Here is a 14907-nt window from a genome sequence, read left to right on the forward strand (position 1 = left end):
GTTTAAATTTAATGCGTTTAAAAAACAAATAAACGCGCTAATAGCGCGTTTATTTTAATTAAAATCAATAAGTTAAATTTTTATCTTATGACCCCAACACAAACCATAATAAACCGGCCCCTAGGATTAATCGATAGATCACAAAAGGCATCATGCCCATACGAGCGACAATAATTAAAAAGTAATGGATACAGGCATAAGCACTGACAAATGCAAGTACGATTCCCATAATCATCGCATACCAATCAACGGGCTGCGCATCGATGATCAACTTCGCACATAAGTAACTCCCCGCCATGGCAATAGCAGGTATCGATAATAAGAATGAAAAGCGAGCGGCGTTTTCTTTACTCAGTCCTAACATTAAGCCCATGGTCATGGTAATACCCGAACGAGAAGTGCCAGGGATCAACGCAACCGCTTGCGCTAAACCAATATACATTGCGCCTTTAAAGCCAAGCTTTTCTAAGCTCACATTTTGTTTAGCTTTAATATCGGCATAACCAAGCAAAACACCAAATAATATAGTGGTGGCTGCCATGACTAAAGCGGTACGCAAATAGGCTTCAATAAAATCTTTTCCAAATAAACCAAACAAACCCGCAGGAATTGTGGCAAATAGTATCCACCATGCCAGCTTGCCATTGAGCTTTTGTTCATAGGTAAGCGCAGCATCATCTTCTTTATTAGGTGTTAAGGTGGCATACCAAGCAATCAACATATCGGCAATTTCTTGGCGAAAATACAAACATACCGCTAATAATGAGCCTACATGCACGGCAACATCAAACGCTAAGCCTTGTTCCACCCAACCGAAGACTTGTGAGGGAAGCAATAAATGCGCTGAACTTGAAATAGGTAAGAACTCAGTCAATCCCTGAATTAATGCTAAAAAGAAAATTTCCAATGTTGACATAAAGACTATGATCCTAATTCAAACGACCAATCTAATGGTACTTTACTGAGTTGTTGTTGTGATTTATCGTAACTTTGCCATAACTGACGAAATGATTGATTCAAAATGGGATGGATAACATCAGGCGCTACTTCTGCAAGCGGCCAAAGCACAAAAGCGTTGTAGGTAATTTCTTCTCTCGGTAATTGTACTGGAGCCTGACAAATCAAATCATCAAACAGTAGAATATCCAGATCAAGCGTACGAGGACTAAATTTTTTCGCGTCAATTTCACGACCGTGTGCAAACTCAATCTCACGTAATAATTGACTTAACGCTTCAATAGATAACTGAGTGTCAAAACCAACAACCATATTAAAAAAAGGAGAACCGTCGAATCCAACCGCCTCACTTTCAAATAACGATGACAGCCTCAACTGACCAAAATGCTTGACTAGCGCATTTAACCCTTTAGATAAATTTGCTTGGCGATCTATATTGGTACCCACTGAGACAAATACTTGCGCCATTATGCTTGTTGCCCCCGCTCAATTTCTACCCCTACGGTTTGCGCATTATGCACAGCATTAGGTTTGTTAATGGCAAGTTTCAGCCAAGGAATATGATACGACTGCATTAAGTAGTGCGCCAATCGTTCCGCTAATGTTTCAATCAAATCCACTGGGTTATCATTGGCAAACTGCTCTATTTCTTCAGAAATTTTCGCGTAATCTAACGTTTTGGCCAATTCGTCCTGCTCAGCCGCAGCTGCGATATGCCATCCCATCGCTAAATCAATCACTAAGGTTTGTTTAATTTCTTTTTCCCACGCGTAAAAGCCGATGGTAGTTTGAATGCTTAACCCTTTTATAAAGACTTTATCCATTTTTATTCTCTGGCCAGTGTGATTTTAATGACAAATTCATAATAAATGGCGAGTTTACCTGCCTAACAGTAGAAAAACTAGTTTAGGACAGGGTACAATTACTAATCAATGACCCAATTGCTAAGGATATTTGCTCGAAATGTTATTACTAACACTGGTATTAACAGCAATGGCCTATTTAATAGGCTCAATATCGAGTGCAATCTTAGTATGCAAATTGCTGGCATTACCCGACCCTCGCACCCAAGGCTCTCAAAACCCTGGTGCTACGAATGTTTATCGCATTGGCGGAAAAGGGGCAGCAATTAGCGTATTATTTTTTGATATCTTAAAAGGCACCGTTCCTGTGTGGCTGGCATATTTTCTTAAAGTCGATCCTTTTGCTCTTGGGGTTATTGCCATCGCAGCCTGCTTAGGCCACATGTTCCCCATTTTTTTTCAATTTAAAGGTGGGAAAGCCGTTGCAACCGCCTTTGGCGTACTGTTACCTATCGGACTTGATTTAGGAGGCTTGTTAGTACTTACTTGGCTTAGTGTAGCTAAATTAACTCGCTATTCCAGTTTAGCGGCAATCGTAACGGTATTATTAGCACCATTGTATATTTTACTTTTAAAGCCGCTTTATACTTACCCTGCCATGATGCTTTCTTGCCTGATAATATTTCGTCACAAAGACAACATTATTCGCTTAATAAAAGGCACCGAACCCAAAATCAACGATAAAGCATTTAAACACTAATGTGCTAAAGCGCGGCTAATGTATCTAATGGCCAACGAGGTGTCGCTTTAAAAGTTAAATCAGTATCGACATTCGCTTTTAATCGCTGCATGCCAGCATAGGCGATCATCGCACCATTATCGGTACAAAACTCTGGACGAGGATAGTAAACTTTACCACCAAGTTTTTCAGTGATTTGCGCTAATTTTGCTCGTAATTCACTGTTGGCACTGACGCCACCAGCTATCACTAAACGCTTTAATTCACATTGCTGTAATGCACGACGACATTTAATCGCTAAGGTATCCACCACCGCTTCTTGAAACGCGTAAGCAATATCCGCATGCGTTTGTTCACTCATTACTCCCTGAAGTTCTGTTTCTTTACGGATGCAATTAGCCGCGAACGTTTTCAAACCACTAAAACTAAAATCAAGCCCCGGTCGATCGGTCATCGGACGTGGAAACTTATACTTTCCTTTTTGCCCTTGCTCAGCCATTTTTGCTAAAACAGGGCCACCAGGATAATCTAAACCTAGAAGCTTTGCTGTTTTATCAAAGGCTTCACCTGCTGCGTCATCAACAGATTCACCTAATAACTGATAATGCCCAATGCCATCGACTCGCACTAACATAGTGTGACCACCTGACACCAGTAGCGCCACAAATGGAAATTCAGGCACGTCATCTTCTAACATAGGTGCAAGCAAGTGCCCTTCCATATGATGAACAGGCACGGCTGGAATATTCCAGCCATACGCTAAACTTCGCCCAATTGAGCAACCAACCAATAATGCGCCTACTAAGCCTGGTCCTGCGGTATATGCGACACCATCTAAGTCTTTTGGAGTCATGTTAGCGTCATTTAACACTTCTTTAATCAGTGGCAGAGTTTTACGAACATGATCACGCGAAGCTAATTCAGGCACCACACCACCGTAGTCGGCATGCACAGCAATTTGACTATAAATACGATGCGCCATAATACCTTGCGACTCATCGTAAATAGCGATGCCTGTTTCATCACATGATGTTTCAATACCTAAAATCCGCATAACGCTTTACCAAATCCACTTAACATAAACTTTAATGAGGCGATTCTACCTATTAACAACAGTTTTCTCCAGCTCATTTCAATTATAACTTTACAATACGGCATGCTTAGCATTAGAATACGTCACCCATTTTTGATAGAGCGGGTGAAGGGCGAAACAATTTGTTAAGTCTGAAGCCGATTTATATAGATACATAACTAAGGTAAGAGGCACAATGCCAGTAATTAAAGTAAGAGAAAACGAACCATTTGACGTAGCATTACGTCGTTTTAAACGTTCATGTGAAAAAGCAGGTATCCTTTCAGAAGTTCGTCGTCGCGAATGTTATGAAAAGCCAACATGGGAACGTAAGCGTAAAAAAGCAGCGGCTGTAAAACGTGCTGCGAAAAAACTTTCTCGTGAGAACGCTCGCCGCGTTCGCATGTACTAAGCATTACCTTAGTTATTTGAGTTTACTTCTAATAGTAATATGAGCTTACATAGCCAACTCAAAGATGAAATGAAAAATGCCATGCGTGCCAAAGACAAAGCTCGTCTTGGCGTTATTCGCATGGCATTGTCTGCTATCAAGCAAGCCGAAATTGACCACAACACCGAAGCGAACGATGAAAACATTATTGCTGTATTAACTAAAATGGTTAAACAGCGTAAAGAGTCCATCAAAATGTTCTCAGAAGGTGGTCGTGATGATATGGCTGCAACAGAGCAAGCAGAAGTTGCTGTATTAGAAGAATTTCTACCTCAGCCACTCAGCGAAGAAGAAATTCAACAATTAATTAACAATGCAATTACCGACTCAGGAGCCAGTTCAATGGCTGATATGGGAAAAGTAATGGCCATATTAAAACCGGCCATGCAAGGCAAGGCAGATTTAGGCAAAGTCAGTGGCCTAGTGAGAGCTGCGCTTAATAACTAATTAGCGAATAGATTTTTTAAAAAAGCCGCTTCTTTTTGAAGCGGCTTTTTAATTTTCACCTTTAGATAAACAGTTTTTTTCATTGTCTAGTCACCAATATCAGAGGTAAACTAGCGCATCAATTGTTAATCACACGAATAGGTTTTGTACATTAATGGCAGGCATGATCCCTCGACAATTCATCGATGATTTATTAGCACGAGCTGATATTGTAGAATTGATCAACCTGCGAGTACCATTAAAAAAAGCAGGGAAAAATTACCAAGCCTGCTGCCCATTTCATACCGAAAAATCCCCCTCTTTTACTGTCAGCCAAGATAAACAATTTTACCATTGCTTTGGTTGTGGTGAACACGGAAATGCTATTTCATTTTTAATGGAATTTGATCGCTTAGAATTTCCCGATGCAATAGAAGAATTAGCCTCCCATTACAATATGGAGGTGCCTCGAGAGCAAAATAATCAGTCCCCCGCGCAAATTAAGCAACAACAACAGGCATACCAACAAAAACAAGATGATTATGCCTTAATGTCTGACATTAGTCGTTTTTTCCAGCAACAATTAAAAACGGCAAGTAATAAAGCTATTGCCGTTGATTACCTTAAAGGACGAGGTTTAAGTGGCCAAATTGCCAAAAAGTTCGGTATAGGTTATATCAGTGACCAATGGGACGGCATGATGAATGTCTTCGGAAAAAACCCACAAGCCATTCAACAGTTAATTGATTTGGGCATGGCAATTCAAGGGGATAAAAATAAACCTTATGATCGTTTTCGCGGTCGAATCATGTTCCCCATTCATGATAAACGAGGGCGAGTCATTGGTTTTGGTGGGCGAGTCTTAGGTGATGGCACACCGAAATACCTCAACTCGCCTGAAACACGTATCTATCATAAAGGCCAAGAGCTCTATGGTTTATATGAAGCTAAACAGGCCAATAAACAACTGGAGCGTATTGTCATTGTTGAAGGCTATATGGATGTCGTTGCACTTGCTCAACATGGTGTTGATTACGCAGTTGCCTCATTAGGCACAGCCACCACACCTGAACAATTACAAACTTTATTTCGCACCGTTAAAGAAGTGATATGCTGTTACGATGGCGACAGAGCGGGTCGAGATGCTGCATGGCGCGCAATGGAAAATGCCCTACCACTCATTCAAGATGGCTATTCATTAAAGTTTGTCTTTTTGCCCGATGGCGAAGATCCTGACTCACTTGTGCGCACCCAAGGCCAACACGCATTCGAGCAAATATTAAGTAATGCCTGCCCGTTAACGGAGTTTTTATTCGAGCAGCTCGTACAGCGAGTTGATATGAGCTCGTTAGAAGGCAAATCAGCACTGCTAGAATCCTTTCAGCCATTACTGGCGAAACTACCAGAAAGCGCAATCAAAGATGGCATTATGACAAAAATCGCGCATAATTTTGGTGCGGGTAGTGATAAGCAATTGGCAAAACTTAGTCAAAATGTGCGGCAATCGAGTGTACAAAAGGTGGCAAAAAAACAACCGAAAGTCACACCGGTAAGATTAGCTATTGCATTATTGCTTGAGCATCCCCATATAGTACATGCGCTGCCAGATCCCAACGTACTGACATCAATTGATATGCCGGGTGTCACCTTGCTGAATCAATTGATCGCATTATGTAAGCAGAGTGAAAAAGTCAACAGTGCTCAACTTATTGAGTACTTTAGAGGAACGCCAGAAGAGCAGCAATTAACAAAACTGATGTGCTGGCAACATCATGTAACGGAAGAAGCTGCTGAGAATGTATTTTTAGACAGTATAGAGAAGTTATTAGATAACTTTGTTGAGCAACGAATAGAAGTGTTGCTTGGCAAACAAAGAACTGGTCAGATGGCCAAAGAAGAACGGCAAGAGTTGCAAACATTAATAGCTGCACAAAAACAAAGTTAACTTTGCTGAACTTGCTATAATTTACAGTAATAAACTAAACAGACGTAACTTTAACGCTGGTAATTTTACAAGCAATTTGCTAAAATTTCCGGCTTTACTGTTCGTAATTTGATAGCCAAAAAGGTGGACACTCGTCAATGGATCAAGCCCCACAATCTAGACTTAAAGAGTTAATAACCAAAGGTAAAGAGCAAGGTTACTTAACTTTTGCCGAAGTTAATGATCATCTTCCTCAGGATATAATCGATTCAGATCAAGTTGAAGACATTATTCGCATGATCAACGACATGGGTATTCAGGTGTTTGAAAATGCACCAGATAGCGACACTTTAATGATGAGTGAAGCCAATACCGATGAAGATGCTGCCGAAGCTGCTGCTCAAGCACTTGCTACTGTAGAAAGTGAAATAGGTAGAACAACCGATCCTGTACGTATGTATATGCGTGAAATGGGCACAGTTGAACTATTAACACGTAAGGGCGAGATCGTTATCGCCAAACGTATTGAAGAAGGCATCAAAGAAGTACAACGCAGTGTTTCCGAATATCCGCCTGCAATCAACTATTTATTAGAGCAATGGGATAACTTTGAAGCTGAAGAAGGTCGTTTAAGCGACATTATCGTTGGCTTTTTAGATCCAGATGCCGAAGAAGAAGAGATCCCCGTTGCGGCTACTCATATAGGTTCGGAATTATCTGATGACGAATTAGATGATGAAGATGATGATGGTACAGATTCTGACGATGAAGAAAACGAAGAAGAAGAAGATACCGGTCCTGATCCAGAGTTAGCGCGTGAAAAGTTTACCTTACTACGTAACGCATATGAAAAAGCCAATAAGATCATCGAAAGTAAGGGCCGTGGTCACGCAGATGCACAAGCAGCAATTGATGAATTAGCGGAAGTATTTAAAGAATTCCGTATTGTTCCTAAAGTGTTTGATCGATTAGTGAAGAACATGCGTAGTGTGATGGATCGTTTACGCGTCCAAGAACGTTTGATCATGAAGCACTGTGTTGTTGGTGCTGGCATGCCAAAAACCACCTTTATCAAGATCTTCCCTGGTAACGAAACATCAAAAGAATGGTTTGATGAACAAAAAAATGCGGGCTTGCCTCATTCTGCCAAAATGGCTGATATTGAAGCAGATGTAGAACGTTGTATTTATAAATTAAATCAACTTGAGGAAGAAACCTTCCTTAATGTGCATGGCATAAAAGACATCAACCGTCGTATGTCAATTGGTGAAGCTAAAGCGCGCCGTGCCAAAAAAGAAATGGTTGAAGCAAACTTACGTTTGGTAATTTCAATTGCGAAAAAATACACCAACCGTGGCTTACAATTCTTGGATCTTATCCAAGAAGGTAACATTGGTTTGATGAAAGCCGTTGATAAGTTTGAATACCGTCGTGGTTACAAGTTCTCTACTTATGCGACTTGGTGGATCAGACAAGCGATCACTCGTTCAATTGCCGACCAAGCAAGAACCATACGTATTCCTGTACATATGATTGAAACGATTAACAAATTAAATCGTATCTCTCGTCAGATGTTACAAGAGATGGGTCGTGAACCTACGCCAGAAGAATTAGCTGAGCGTATGATCATGCCAGAAGATAAAATCCGTAAGGTACTCAAAATTGCCAAAGAGCCAATTTCAATGGAAACTCCTATCGGTGATGATGAAGATTCGCACTTAGGTGATTTTATTGAAGATGGTAGCGGTGAATTACCAGTTGACTCTGCTACTTCAGAAAACCTTAAAGGTGCTACACATGAAGTATTAGCAGGCTTGACCGCACGTGAAGCTAAGGTTTTACGTATGCGCTTTGGTATTGATATGAATACCGACCATACGCTAGAAGAAGTGGGTAAACAGTTTGATGTGACCCGTGAGCGAATTCGTCAAATTGAAGCAAAAGCATTACGTAAACTACGCCACCCTTCACGCTCTGAGCAACTCAAAAGTTTCTTAGACGGCGAATAATCATAAGTCACAAAAAAAAGCTCCTAACGGAGCTTTTTTTATGGCTACTGATCACTGATCAGCGATATTTACGCGCTAACATGGCAATATCACGAATTGAAACATGTGTACCGCGACGTTCTAATGCGCGGATCATGCCTTCAGAGTTTTTGCCGTACTGATCTACAAAAGTGATCATATCGTTGGCGTTACATTTAACATTATCAATAACAAATTTATGACTATATCCTGTGGCTTTAATGGCATTCAATGTTGCTGCTCGATTACCAGTAACAGCTGTCATACATAATTTAGTTAATTGGCTATTGTCCCCTGCTTTCAATTCTACCGCTTGACTCGATAATGCAACACCAGAGGTTAAAACAACACTTAGGATAATTTTGCTAATAGTTTTCATGGTACTCTCCGTTAGTGAATTGACAAACTACACTCTAATAGTGGCGCAAAAGACAGATTAAGTTGCACGATTCATATCGCTAAATGTAAGCGTTAATGTCTAAATAATTTTAGCTTGAATTTTATATAAGTGATTAAAAAGACAAATAAAAACATGGTTAAAAAACCACCAACACAATCTAATAAACACATAAACTTTTACATTCGTTCACCAAATAAAATCAAATTCGTTATTTATCGCACGATAGGTAACAAATAAGTTACTGCATATGCAGTAACTTACTGCAATTGCTTAGTTTTCGGCTCAGAAAATGTTTGACTGGTGAGGAACTGCTGATCAGTTAGACTAGCTAAAAAGGCCAATAAGTCCTCTTTATCTTGCTCGGTCATGGTAAAGCCACGCATGAAAGGCGATTTTAGTGGATTGTTACGGCCATCCCCTTGATAAGGTCCATGGCTAATATTTCGGCCTCCTGCCGAATAAAAGTCTAACACTTCAGATAAAGTGGCAATACTACCATCGTGCATATAGGGCGCAGACTTTTCAATATTTCTTAACGTTGGTGCCCGAAATCGCCCATTATCTCGCGCTAATGTAGAGACTTCCGCCAAACCTATGTCTTTCAGAGGGTAACCATTTGACTGCTCGACAAAATATAAGCCAGTATTATGAAAAGGACGGCGATCGAGCAACTGCTTTTCATGACTGGTTGACTGAGTAAAATTAAAACCACCATGACAATGATGACACTCTAGCTTCTCGGAAAAAAATAAATTCATTCCCCGCAATGCTGACGCTGACAAGGCATTATCATCTCCAGCATAGGCATATTGATCAAAAGGTGAATTTAATGAAATTAGACTACGAACGAAACTTGCCAACGCCCTGACAATCAGATCAAAACTGATGGCTTCCCCCGGAAATGCCTGTTCAAAAAGTTGACTATATTCTGCGGTGGTAAAACGAGATAATACTTTTTCTTCATGGCCTGTAATACCTAATTCTACTGGCGATTCGCCAAACATAGGCAATAATATTTGCCGTTCTAGTTCAGTTAAACCATCATGCGCCCACGTTAAGGTTTTATTGTAAGCAATATTGACCAATGCAGGCGCATTACGCCGATGTTGCTCTCCCGTACTACCAACAGATTGCGCTATGTTTTCTCCAAACGCATACTGCTGCTGATGGCAAGTAGCACAAGACTGCTGCTGATTAAACGATAAATTATTATCATAAAACAGCGCACGACCTAAGCGTACTTTCTCTACAGTCATCGGATTATATTGCGGCACTTGAGGTTTAGGAAAACCCGCCGATAATGGCCATTGATATGCCTTGACTGGTTCAGACGGCTTCGAACATGACAAACAAGCAGCACTGAGCAAGATGATCAAGCTCTTGATAGCTAACTTACTCATGGTTCATCCTAAAAATACCCGATTCACGACCCGTCGATAAATGTTGTAGTAATTGCTGACAGACCAAGTTTTGTCGTTCTGACTGACAACTGGTTTGCTCTGTTATTTGAACGCCGTTGATCAGCTTAGCCAGATCAAAGGTAAGCGTATCATCATCTTTGTTTATCGGTAATTCAAAGGTATACAAATTAGGATAACGACAGCCATTGGTTGGCGCTCTCATCACACTTGGCGATTGACACCCCGTTGACCCTAAATGAAATATCCAATTATCTTGCTCACTGACTAACTCTATGCGAGCAAACTTGTGACCTGTTTGCCATACCCAAAACATTGAAGACACATTTAAAGGCGTCTCTTGCGTTAATGGGTTTTGGTGATTAAGCGAAAATGGCACGCCGAGAGCAAATCGTATTGCTTGGAAATTATTGAAAGTAATTCCTTGCTCAAACACTAACTGCCAATACGCTTGCTTATGCTGAGCACAGTGTTGTCCAACTAGCGCAAGTGTTGAGTTTTGATTGGCGTTTACTTTCAATGGCAGTTGCTGCCATTGGCCTTGTTGATTTTGGATCTCAATATTGGCCAGGTAAAACTGCGCCTGCCCTAATTGCCAAGATTTTCCATTTAGTGCAATAGAAGCACTACAATCTAACACTTGCTGATCAAACACCATATTAACGCTAAGCTTAGCGCCAGTTTTCATTGGTTGGCAAGCCGATAAACTCAGCATTAATATCATCAAAAATATGCGAAAAAACATTTAAAATTATTCAACTTATTGCGCTAACTGCACAGTTTATTTTACATTACTATAACATTTACAACAGTGGGAAAATTCAAAAAGCCGTTAGTTATTGCTAACGTATATTAAAATGACTCATATCATTAACCGCTGCAAGATAAAAAGGAACAGCTATGGTCAGTTTAGCCCGTTATTTAAGCGCAACATTCTTGTTGCTAACGGCTTTTTGTGCATTTGGGCACTCAGAACATGATAAAGCGCGTTTTGTCGCTCCTCAAGGACAAGACATTGGTCATTGCGCCAATGTATTAAGACCATGTAAAACCATTCGCTACGCAGCATTAAAAGCCAATAAAGGTGACAAAGTACTGGTTGCCAGCGGCACATATAAAATTGAGCATATCGAAGATTTATTTTACCTGCAAAGTAATATCGTGCCGATTAAAGGGGGGTTTAACCGCTTTGACCACTATCAGAACCAAAGCCCTAACATTAATGTATCCACATTAGTGGGTATTCCCCCAAAATACGCAGCTAAACTCGAGCACAATGGCTTTAATGTCATCACAGATACTAAGTCACTTAACCAAAATAAAGTGTTATCAGATAAACTTTTAGCCTATCAGCATCTGTCTCAAGCACAGCAAGATATTGTCTGCGTTGATGGTTTAGCAGGCGATTATCCCTGTCAGAATATTGATTTACTCGCCCATATGCCGCTAAGCGACTTTTCCCTTAATGCCAGTGCTGGTAATGACGTTTGGGGACATGTTGATTTAAACACAGGTAAAGAATATGCCATTATTGGCTTGAACCGAGGCACTGCAGTAGTAGATGTCACCGACCCGACAGCTCCGGTAGAAGTTGGCGCAATTTCTGGTAAATCGGTTACTTGGCGAGACATTAAAGTGTATCAATTTTTTGATCGCACACTTAATTTATGGCAAGCCTATGCCTATGTCACTCTCGATGGTTCTTCTGCTAACTACACAGATAATGTCACTATCATTGATTTAAATAACTTGCCGCACTCTATCAGTGAAGTTGAGAAAAACACTTCGGTTTATAAAGCCCATAATGTTTATATTTCTAATGTAGATTACTCATTGAACATTGCTAATTCATCAGCTACACCACTATTACACTTAATTGGTACAAACCGTAAAAGTGGCCAATATTTAAATTACGATCTTTCCGATCCCAGCAAGTTAACCTTAATAACAGATAACTATTCTAGCTCTCATAGTAATGGTGGACGCCCATATAGTCATGATGGCGCATCAATGACCATTACCGACGAAAGAAAAAACAGTGATTGCGTTAATGCACAATCGTTTTGTACGGTATTTATTGATTTTAACGAAACAGAAATGCTGCTTTGGGATATTACCGAGCGCACCCAAGTCAGCTCATTGGGCAAAGGAACATATAGCAATGCACAATATGTTCACTCTGGTTGGTCGAGCGAAGACAATCAATACATTTTTGTACATGATGAACTTGATGAGCGTAACCTAGGCATCAACTCAACCCTGAGAGTATTTGATATCTCGAACTTACAACAACCTACACTGGCTGGAACATGGACTGGCGCATACAACGCAATCGATCACAATGGTTTTGTTCGTGGTAATCGTTATTACATGTCAAACTATGAACGAGGTTTGACAGTACTTGATATCACCAACCCGCTCTCACCTGTAGAAGTAGGTTACTTTGATACCTTTACTGCGGGTAACAACTCCTCATTCTCAGGAGCTTGGGGCGTTTATCCATTTTTACCATCGGGGCATATATTAATCAGTGATATCAACAGTGGTTTATATATCCTCAAAGACAACACTAAGTCTTCTGCCAAAGGGCAATTTAGCTTTTCGAGCGCAGACACAACAACCGCACAAGGTACTATTCTTACCCTTTCTGTCACCAGAAATGGTACTGATCTTGAGGATAGCGTTTCAATAGATTATCAAATAATCCAAGGAAGTGCCGAGTCGGAAAGCGATTATATTGCACAGTCATCAAACCTGATTTGGCCAGCAAACGATAATAGTGCGAAACTTATCACTATAGAAATCAAAGAAGATATTACGGGCACAGAGCTCAAAGAAAAATTCTTTGTCCGCCTATTTAACCCAACAAACGGTGCCACACTAGGCCAATACAGCTACACAACCATTCATATTGACGGCGTAACAGATTCCGGCGCTGCCACCTTCAACACTCAAGCCACGTCAATCGCTGAAAATAGTGGCCAATATATCGCAGAAGTTAACCGTATTGGCAATACAGAAGGCGAACTATCACTGAGCTATGAATTAATCAGTGAACAAGCGACATTAGGCGAAGATGTGCAGCCATTATCTGGTCAATTAACATGGGCAGATGGCGAAAATGATACCAAACATATCACCGTAACCCTGATTGATGACCAACAAGAAGAGAATAATGAAGACATCACTTTAGTGTTAACCCCGATTGATAATGCCCGTATTGGTACTTATGGTGAGTTAACCATTACCATTGCTGATGATGACCAAAACACTGCGCCCACAGTATCAATTAACGAAAATTTTCAAGCTAATACGGGCCAGTTCGTCACCTTAACCGCCCAAGCAAGTGACCCTGAAGATGATGCAATGAGCTATTTATGGCAACAAACCGCGGGAACATCGGTTGAGCTGAGCAAAGCCGATACCTTATCAGCGACCTTTACCGCACCGAATAGCGCAGAAAACCTAACTTTTAGCTTTACCGCTACAGATTTTAAAGGTGCCGCTAGCACGGCTGAAGTAACCGTTACCTTAGTCGCCCCTACAGCAACGCCTAGCACTACCAGTAAGTCTTCTGGTGGCGGTGGCCTAGCTTGGCTAAGCTTACTCTTAACGCTTGTTTTCGCCACCAGAAGAAAGAACCCGTAACAAAGTTCATATGCTGATGCTTTCCATGAGCAGTTGATAGTTCTCTCAACTGCTCAACAAATAAGCTAACAGTATCAAAGGGGTAAATTTTTAATTAGAGTATAGTGACAATAAAATAAAAAATGCTTATACTGCACGCCGTTTTACAAATCCACCTTGGATAAACATTTCAAATATATTGCTCTAAAGCACAAGTACATGTGCATCTTGAAGGTCAATGTAAATGTTATCACAAGTTTTGTGAAAATGGGCCCGTAGCTCAGTTGGTTAGAGCATCCGACTCATAATCGGCAGGTCCCCCGTTCAAGTCGGGGCGGGCCCACCATTTTCACTAATCTTCCTAGTCAGTGACTTCAAAAATCATTTAATAAACTACTTATAGGCCTGTTTGCCGATTCATTTTTCTAGAACTTAGCCCAAAAATCTCCAGTAAAGAATAAACAGCCTTGTATAAAGCGACTATTTTGTGTTGATTGCCCACACTTAAAGGTAAAACTTCAATTTGATGAAAAAACAAAGGGGAGGTATGTTTTTCTACCCTTTGCTATGTCTTTACTCATAGTCAACAGAATAAGTTTCTTCATAACTATGAGAATAAAGCTCAAACAGGTTACCAAATGGGTCCTCTAGATAAACCATTTTAGCTGGTTTATTGTCATCATCTGGATGATAACGCATTACATCCATTCTCACTTTTCCACCAAACTTCTCTGTATTTTTCATCACAGTTTCAAAATCATCTGTTTGTAGGCAAAAATGAAATATACCTAATCGAGAAAAATTAAGATCATGACGCTCATCTCTATTTTTCATTTCAAAAAGCTCAACGCCAATACCATCTGTAGTTACCAGATGAGCAATATTAAAACCTTCAAAACCTTTACCAAAAACTGCTATACACATTCTACCAATTGCTGTCTCTCGCTCTTCAACAACTTTAGTGTTGTTCATAACGATTTTAAGGCCAAGTACATTCGTATAAAACTCAACGGCTCTATTCATATCACCGACCATAATACCTACATGATTCATTTTCATCATT

At 40.4% G+C, this 14907-nt stretch carries 13 protein-coding genes, 1 tRNA gene and 1 pseudogene; 7 read left to right on the forward strand and 8 right to left on the reverse strand.

Annotated features, from left to right (window positions below; all coding sequences use genetic code 11):
- Positions 1 to 85 precede the first annotated feature (85 nt).
- From IV514_RS09660 to folB, 3 genes are read right to left on the reverse strand one after another with little or no spacing between them, the layout of a single operon-like run.
- Positions 86 to 916 carry an undecaprenyl-diphosphate phosphatase gene (locus IV514_RS09660; protein ID WP_206484938.1) on the reverse strand — a complete coding sequence of 277 codons (831 nt, stop codon included), beginning with the start codon at positions 914 to 916 and terminating at the stop codon, positions 86 to 88.
- A 5-nt stretch (positions 917 to 921) separates the two neighbouring features.
- The gene (folK, locus tag IV514_RS09665) at positions 922 to 1425 is read right to left on the reverse strand and encodes a 2-amino-4-hydroxy-6-hydroxymethyldihydropteridine diphosphokinase (protein ID WP_206484940.1); all 504 of its coding nucleotides are present in this window, start codon (positions 1423 to 1425) and stop codon (positions 922 to 924) included.
- The gene (gene folB, locus IV514_RS09670) at positions 1425 to 1781 is read right to left on the reverse strand and encodes a dihydroneopterin aldolase (RefSeq protein ID WP_206484942.1); all 357 of its coding nucleotides are present in this window, start codon (positions 1779 to 1781) and stop codon (positions 1425 to 1427) included. The genes folK and folB overlap by 1 nt, the downstream gene beginning before the upstream one ends.
- A 139-nt stretch (positions 1782 to 1920) precedes the next feature.
- Between folB and plsY the strand changes: the two genes are divergently transcribed.
- Positions 1921 to 2520: a glycerol-3-phosphate 1-O-acyltransferase PlsY gene (plsY, locus tag IV514_RS09675; protein ID WP_206484944.1), complete on the forward strand. Its 600-nt coding sequence runs from the start codon at positions 1921 to 1923 to the stop codon at positions 2518 to 2520.
- A 4-nt stretch (positions 2521 to 2524) separates the two neighbouring features.
- Here plsY and tsaD read toward each other — a convergent pair whose 3' ends face one another.
- On the reverse strand, positions 2525 to 3553 hold the full coding sequence (tsaD, locus tag IV514_RS09680) for a tRNA (adenosine(37)-N6)-threonylcarbamoyltransferase complex transferase subunit TsaD (RefSeq protein ID WP_206484952.1): 1029 nt from the start codon (positions 3551 to 3553) through the stop codon (positions 2525 to 2527).
- Positions 3554 to 3767: 214 nt separating this feature from the next.
- Between tsaD and rpsU the strand changes: the two genes are divergently transcribed.
- The 4 genes and pseudogenes from rpsU to rpoD all read left to right on the forward strand — a co-directional run.
- Positions 3768 to 3983, forward strand: a complete 216-nt coding sequence (gene rpsU, locus IV514_RS09685) for a 30S ribosomal protein S21 (RefSeq protein ID WP_206484954.1) — start codon at positions 3768 to 3770, stop codon at positions 3981 to 3983.
- Between the two features lie 39 nt (positions 3984 to 4022).
- A complete protein-coding gene (locus IV514_RS09690; protein WP_206484956.1) occupies positions 4023 to 4469 on the forward strand; it encodes a GatB/YqeY domain-containing protein in 447 nt (148 codons plus the stop codon).
- Between the two features lie 154 nt (positions 4470 to 4623).
- Positions 4624 to 6393: a DNA primase gene (dnaG, locus tag IV514_RS09695; RefSeq protein ID WP_206484958.1), complete on the forward strand. Its 1770-nt coding sequence runs from the start codon at positions 4624 to 4626 to the stop codon at positions 6391 to 6393.
- Positions 6394 to 6521: 128 nt separating this feature from the next.
- Positions 6522 to 8381 (forward strand): annotated as a pseudogene (rpoD, locus tag IV514_RS09700) (RNA polymerase sigma factor RpoD); the annotation flags it as partial.
- A 58-nt stretch (positions 8382 to 8439) separates the two neighbouring features.
- On the opposite strand, the gene IV514_RS09705 reads toward rpoD, so the two are convergent.
- The 3 genes from IV514_RS09705 to IV514_RS09715 all read right to left on the reverse strand — a co-directional run bounded on the left by IV514_RS09705 (position 8440) and on the right by IV514_RS09715 (position 10932).
- Positions 8440 to 8778 carry a DUF3718 domain-containing protein gene (locus IV514_RS09705; protein WP_206484962.1) on the reverse strand — a complete coding sequence of 113 codons (339 nt, stop codon included), beginning with the start codon at positions 8776 to 8778 and terminating at the stop codon, positions 8440 to 8442.
- 278 nt (positions 8779 to 9056) lie between these two features.
- Positions 9057 to 10199, reverse strand: a complete 1143-nt coding sequence (locus IV514_RS09710) for an MbnH family di-heme enzyme (RefSeq protein ID WP_206484964.1) — start codon at positions 10197 to 10199, stop codon at positions 9057 to 9059.
- Positions 10192 to 10932: an MbnP family copper-binding protein gene (locus tag IV514_RS09715; protein WP_206484966.1), complete on the reverse strand. Its 741-nt coding sequence runs from the start codon at positions 10930 to 10932 to the stop codon at positions 10192 to 10194. Before IV514_RS09715 ends, IV514_RS09710 begins: the two co-directional genes overlap by 8 nt.
- A 185-nt stretch (positions 10933 to 11117) precedes the next feature.
- Between IV514_RS09715 and IV514_RS09720 the strand changes: the two genes are divergently transcribed.
- On the forward strand, positions 11118 to 13865 hold the full coding sequence (locus IV514_RS09720) for a choice-of-anchor B family protein (protein WP_206484968.1): 2748 nt from the start codon (positions 11118 to 11120) through the stop codon (positions 13863 to 13865).
- 248 nt (positions 13866 to 14113) lie between these two features.
- A tRNA-Ile gene (locus tag IV514_RS09725) sits at positions 14114 to 14190 on the forward strand.
- A gap of 227 nt (positions 14191 to 14417) precedes the next feature.
- On the opposite strand, the gene IV514_RS09730 is transcribed toward IV514_RS09725, so the two are convergent.
- Complete coding sequence (locus IV514_RS09730; RefSeq protein WP_206485306.1) at positions 14418 to 14903, reverse strand: VOC family protein; 486 nt, start codon at positions 14901 to 14903, stop codon at positions 14418 to 14420.
- Positions 14904 to 14907 lie beyond the last annotated feature (4 nt).

This window comes from Thalassotalea sp. G2M2-11 (genome assembly GCF_017168195.1).
Classification (GTDB): domain Bacteria; phylum Pseudomonadota; class Gammaproteobacteria; order Enterobacterales; family Alteromonadaceae; genus Thalassotalea_E.

What these genes read in the sequence shown, in the direction of transcription:
- IV514_RS09660 (WP_206484938.1), bottom strand. Translation starts at nt 916, where the DNA reads ATGTCAACATTGGAAATTTTCTTTTTAGCATTAATTCAGGGATTGACT.
- folK (WP_206484940.1), bottom strand. Translation starts at nt 1,425, where the DNA reads ATGGCGCAAGTATTTGTCTCAGTGGGTACCAATATAGATCGCCAAGCA.
- folB (WP_206484942.1), bottom strand. Translation starts at nt 1,781, where the DNA reads ATGGATAAAGTCTTTATAAAAGGGTTAAGCATTCAAACTACCATCGGC.
- plsY (WP_206484944.1), top strand. Translation starts at nt 1,921, where the DNA reads ATGTTATTACTAACACTGGTATTAACAGCAATGGCCTATTTAATAGGC.
- tsaD (WP_206484952.1), bottom strand. Translation starts at nt 3,553, where the DNA reads ATGCGGATTTTAGGTATTGAAACATCATGTGATGAAACAGGCATCGCT.
- rpsU (WP_206484954.1), top strand. Translation starts at nt 3,768, where the DNA reads ATGCCAGTAATTAAAGTAAGAGAAAACGAACCATTTGACGTAGCATTA.
- IV514_RS09690 (WP_206484956.1), top strand. Translation starts at nt 4,023, where the DNA reads ATGAGCTTACATAGCCAACTCAAAGATGAAATGAAAAATGCCATGCGT.
- dnaG (WP_206484958.1), top strand. Translation starts at nt 4,624, where the DNA reads ATGGCAGGCATGATCCCTCGACAATTCATCGATGATTTATTAGCACGA.
- IV514_RS09705 (WP_206484962.1), bottom strand. Translation starts at nt 8,778, where the DNA reads ATGAAAACTATTAGCAAAATTATCCTAAGTGTTGTTTTAACCTCTGGT.
- IV514_RS09710 (WP_206484964.1), bottom strand. Translation starts at nt 10,199, where the DNA reads ATGAGTAAGTTAGCTATCAAGAGCTTGATCATCTTGCTCAGTGCTGCT.
- IV514_RS09715 (WP_206484966.1), bottom strand. Translation starts at nt 10,932, where the DNA reads ATGCTGAGTTTATCGGCTTGCCAACCAATGAAAACTGGCGCTAAGCTT.
- IV514_RS09720 (WP_206484968.1), top strand. Translation starts at nt 11,118, where the DNA reads ATGGTCAGTTTAGCCCGTTATTTAAGCGCAACATTCTTGTTGCTAACG.
- IV514_RS09730 (WP_206485306.1), bottom strand. Translation starts at nt 14,903, where the DNA reads ATGAAAATGAATCATGTAGGTATTATGGTCGGTGATATGAATAGAGCC.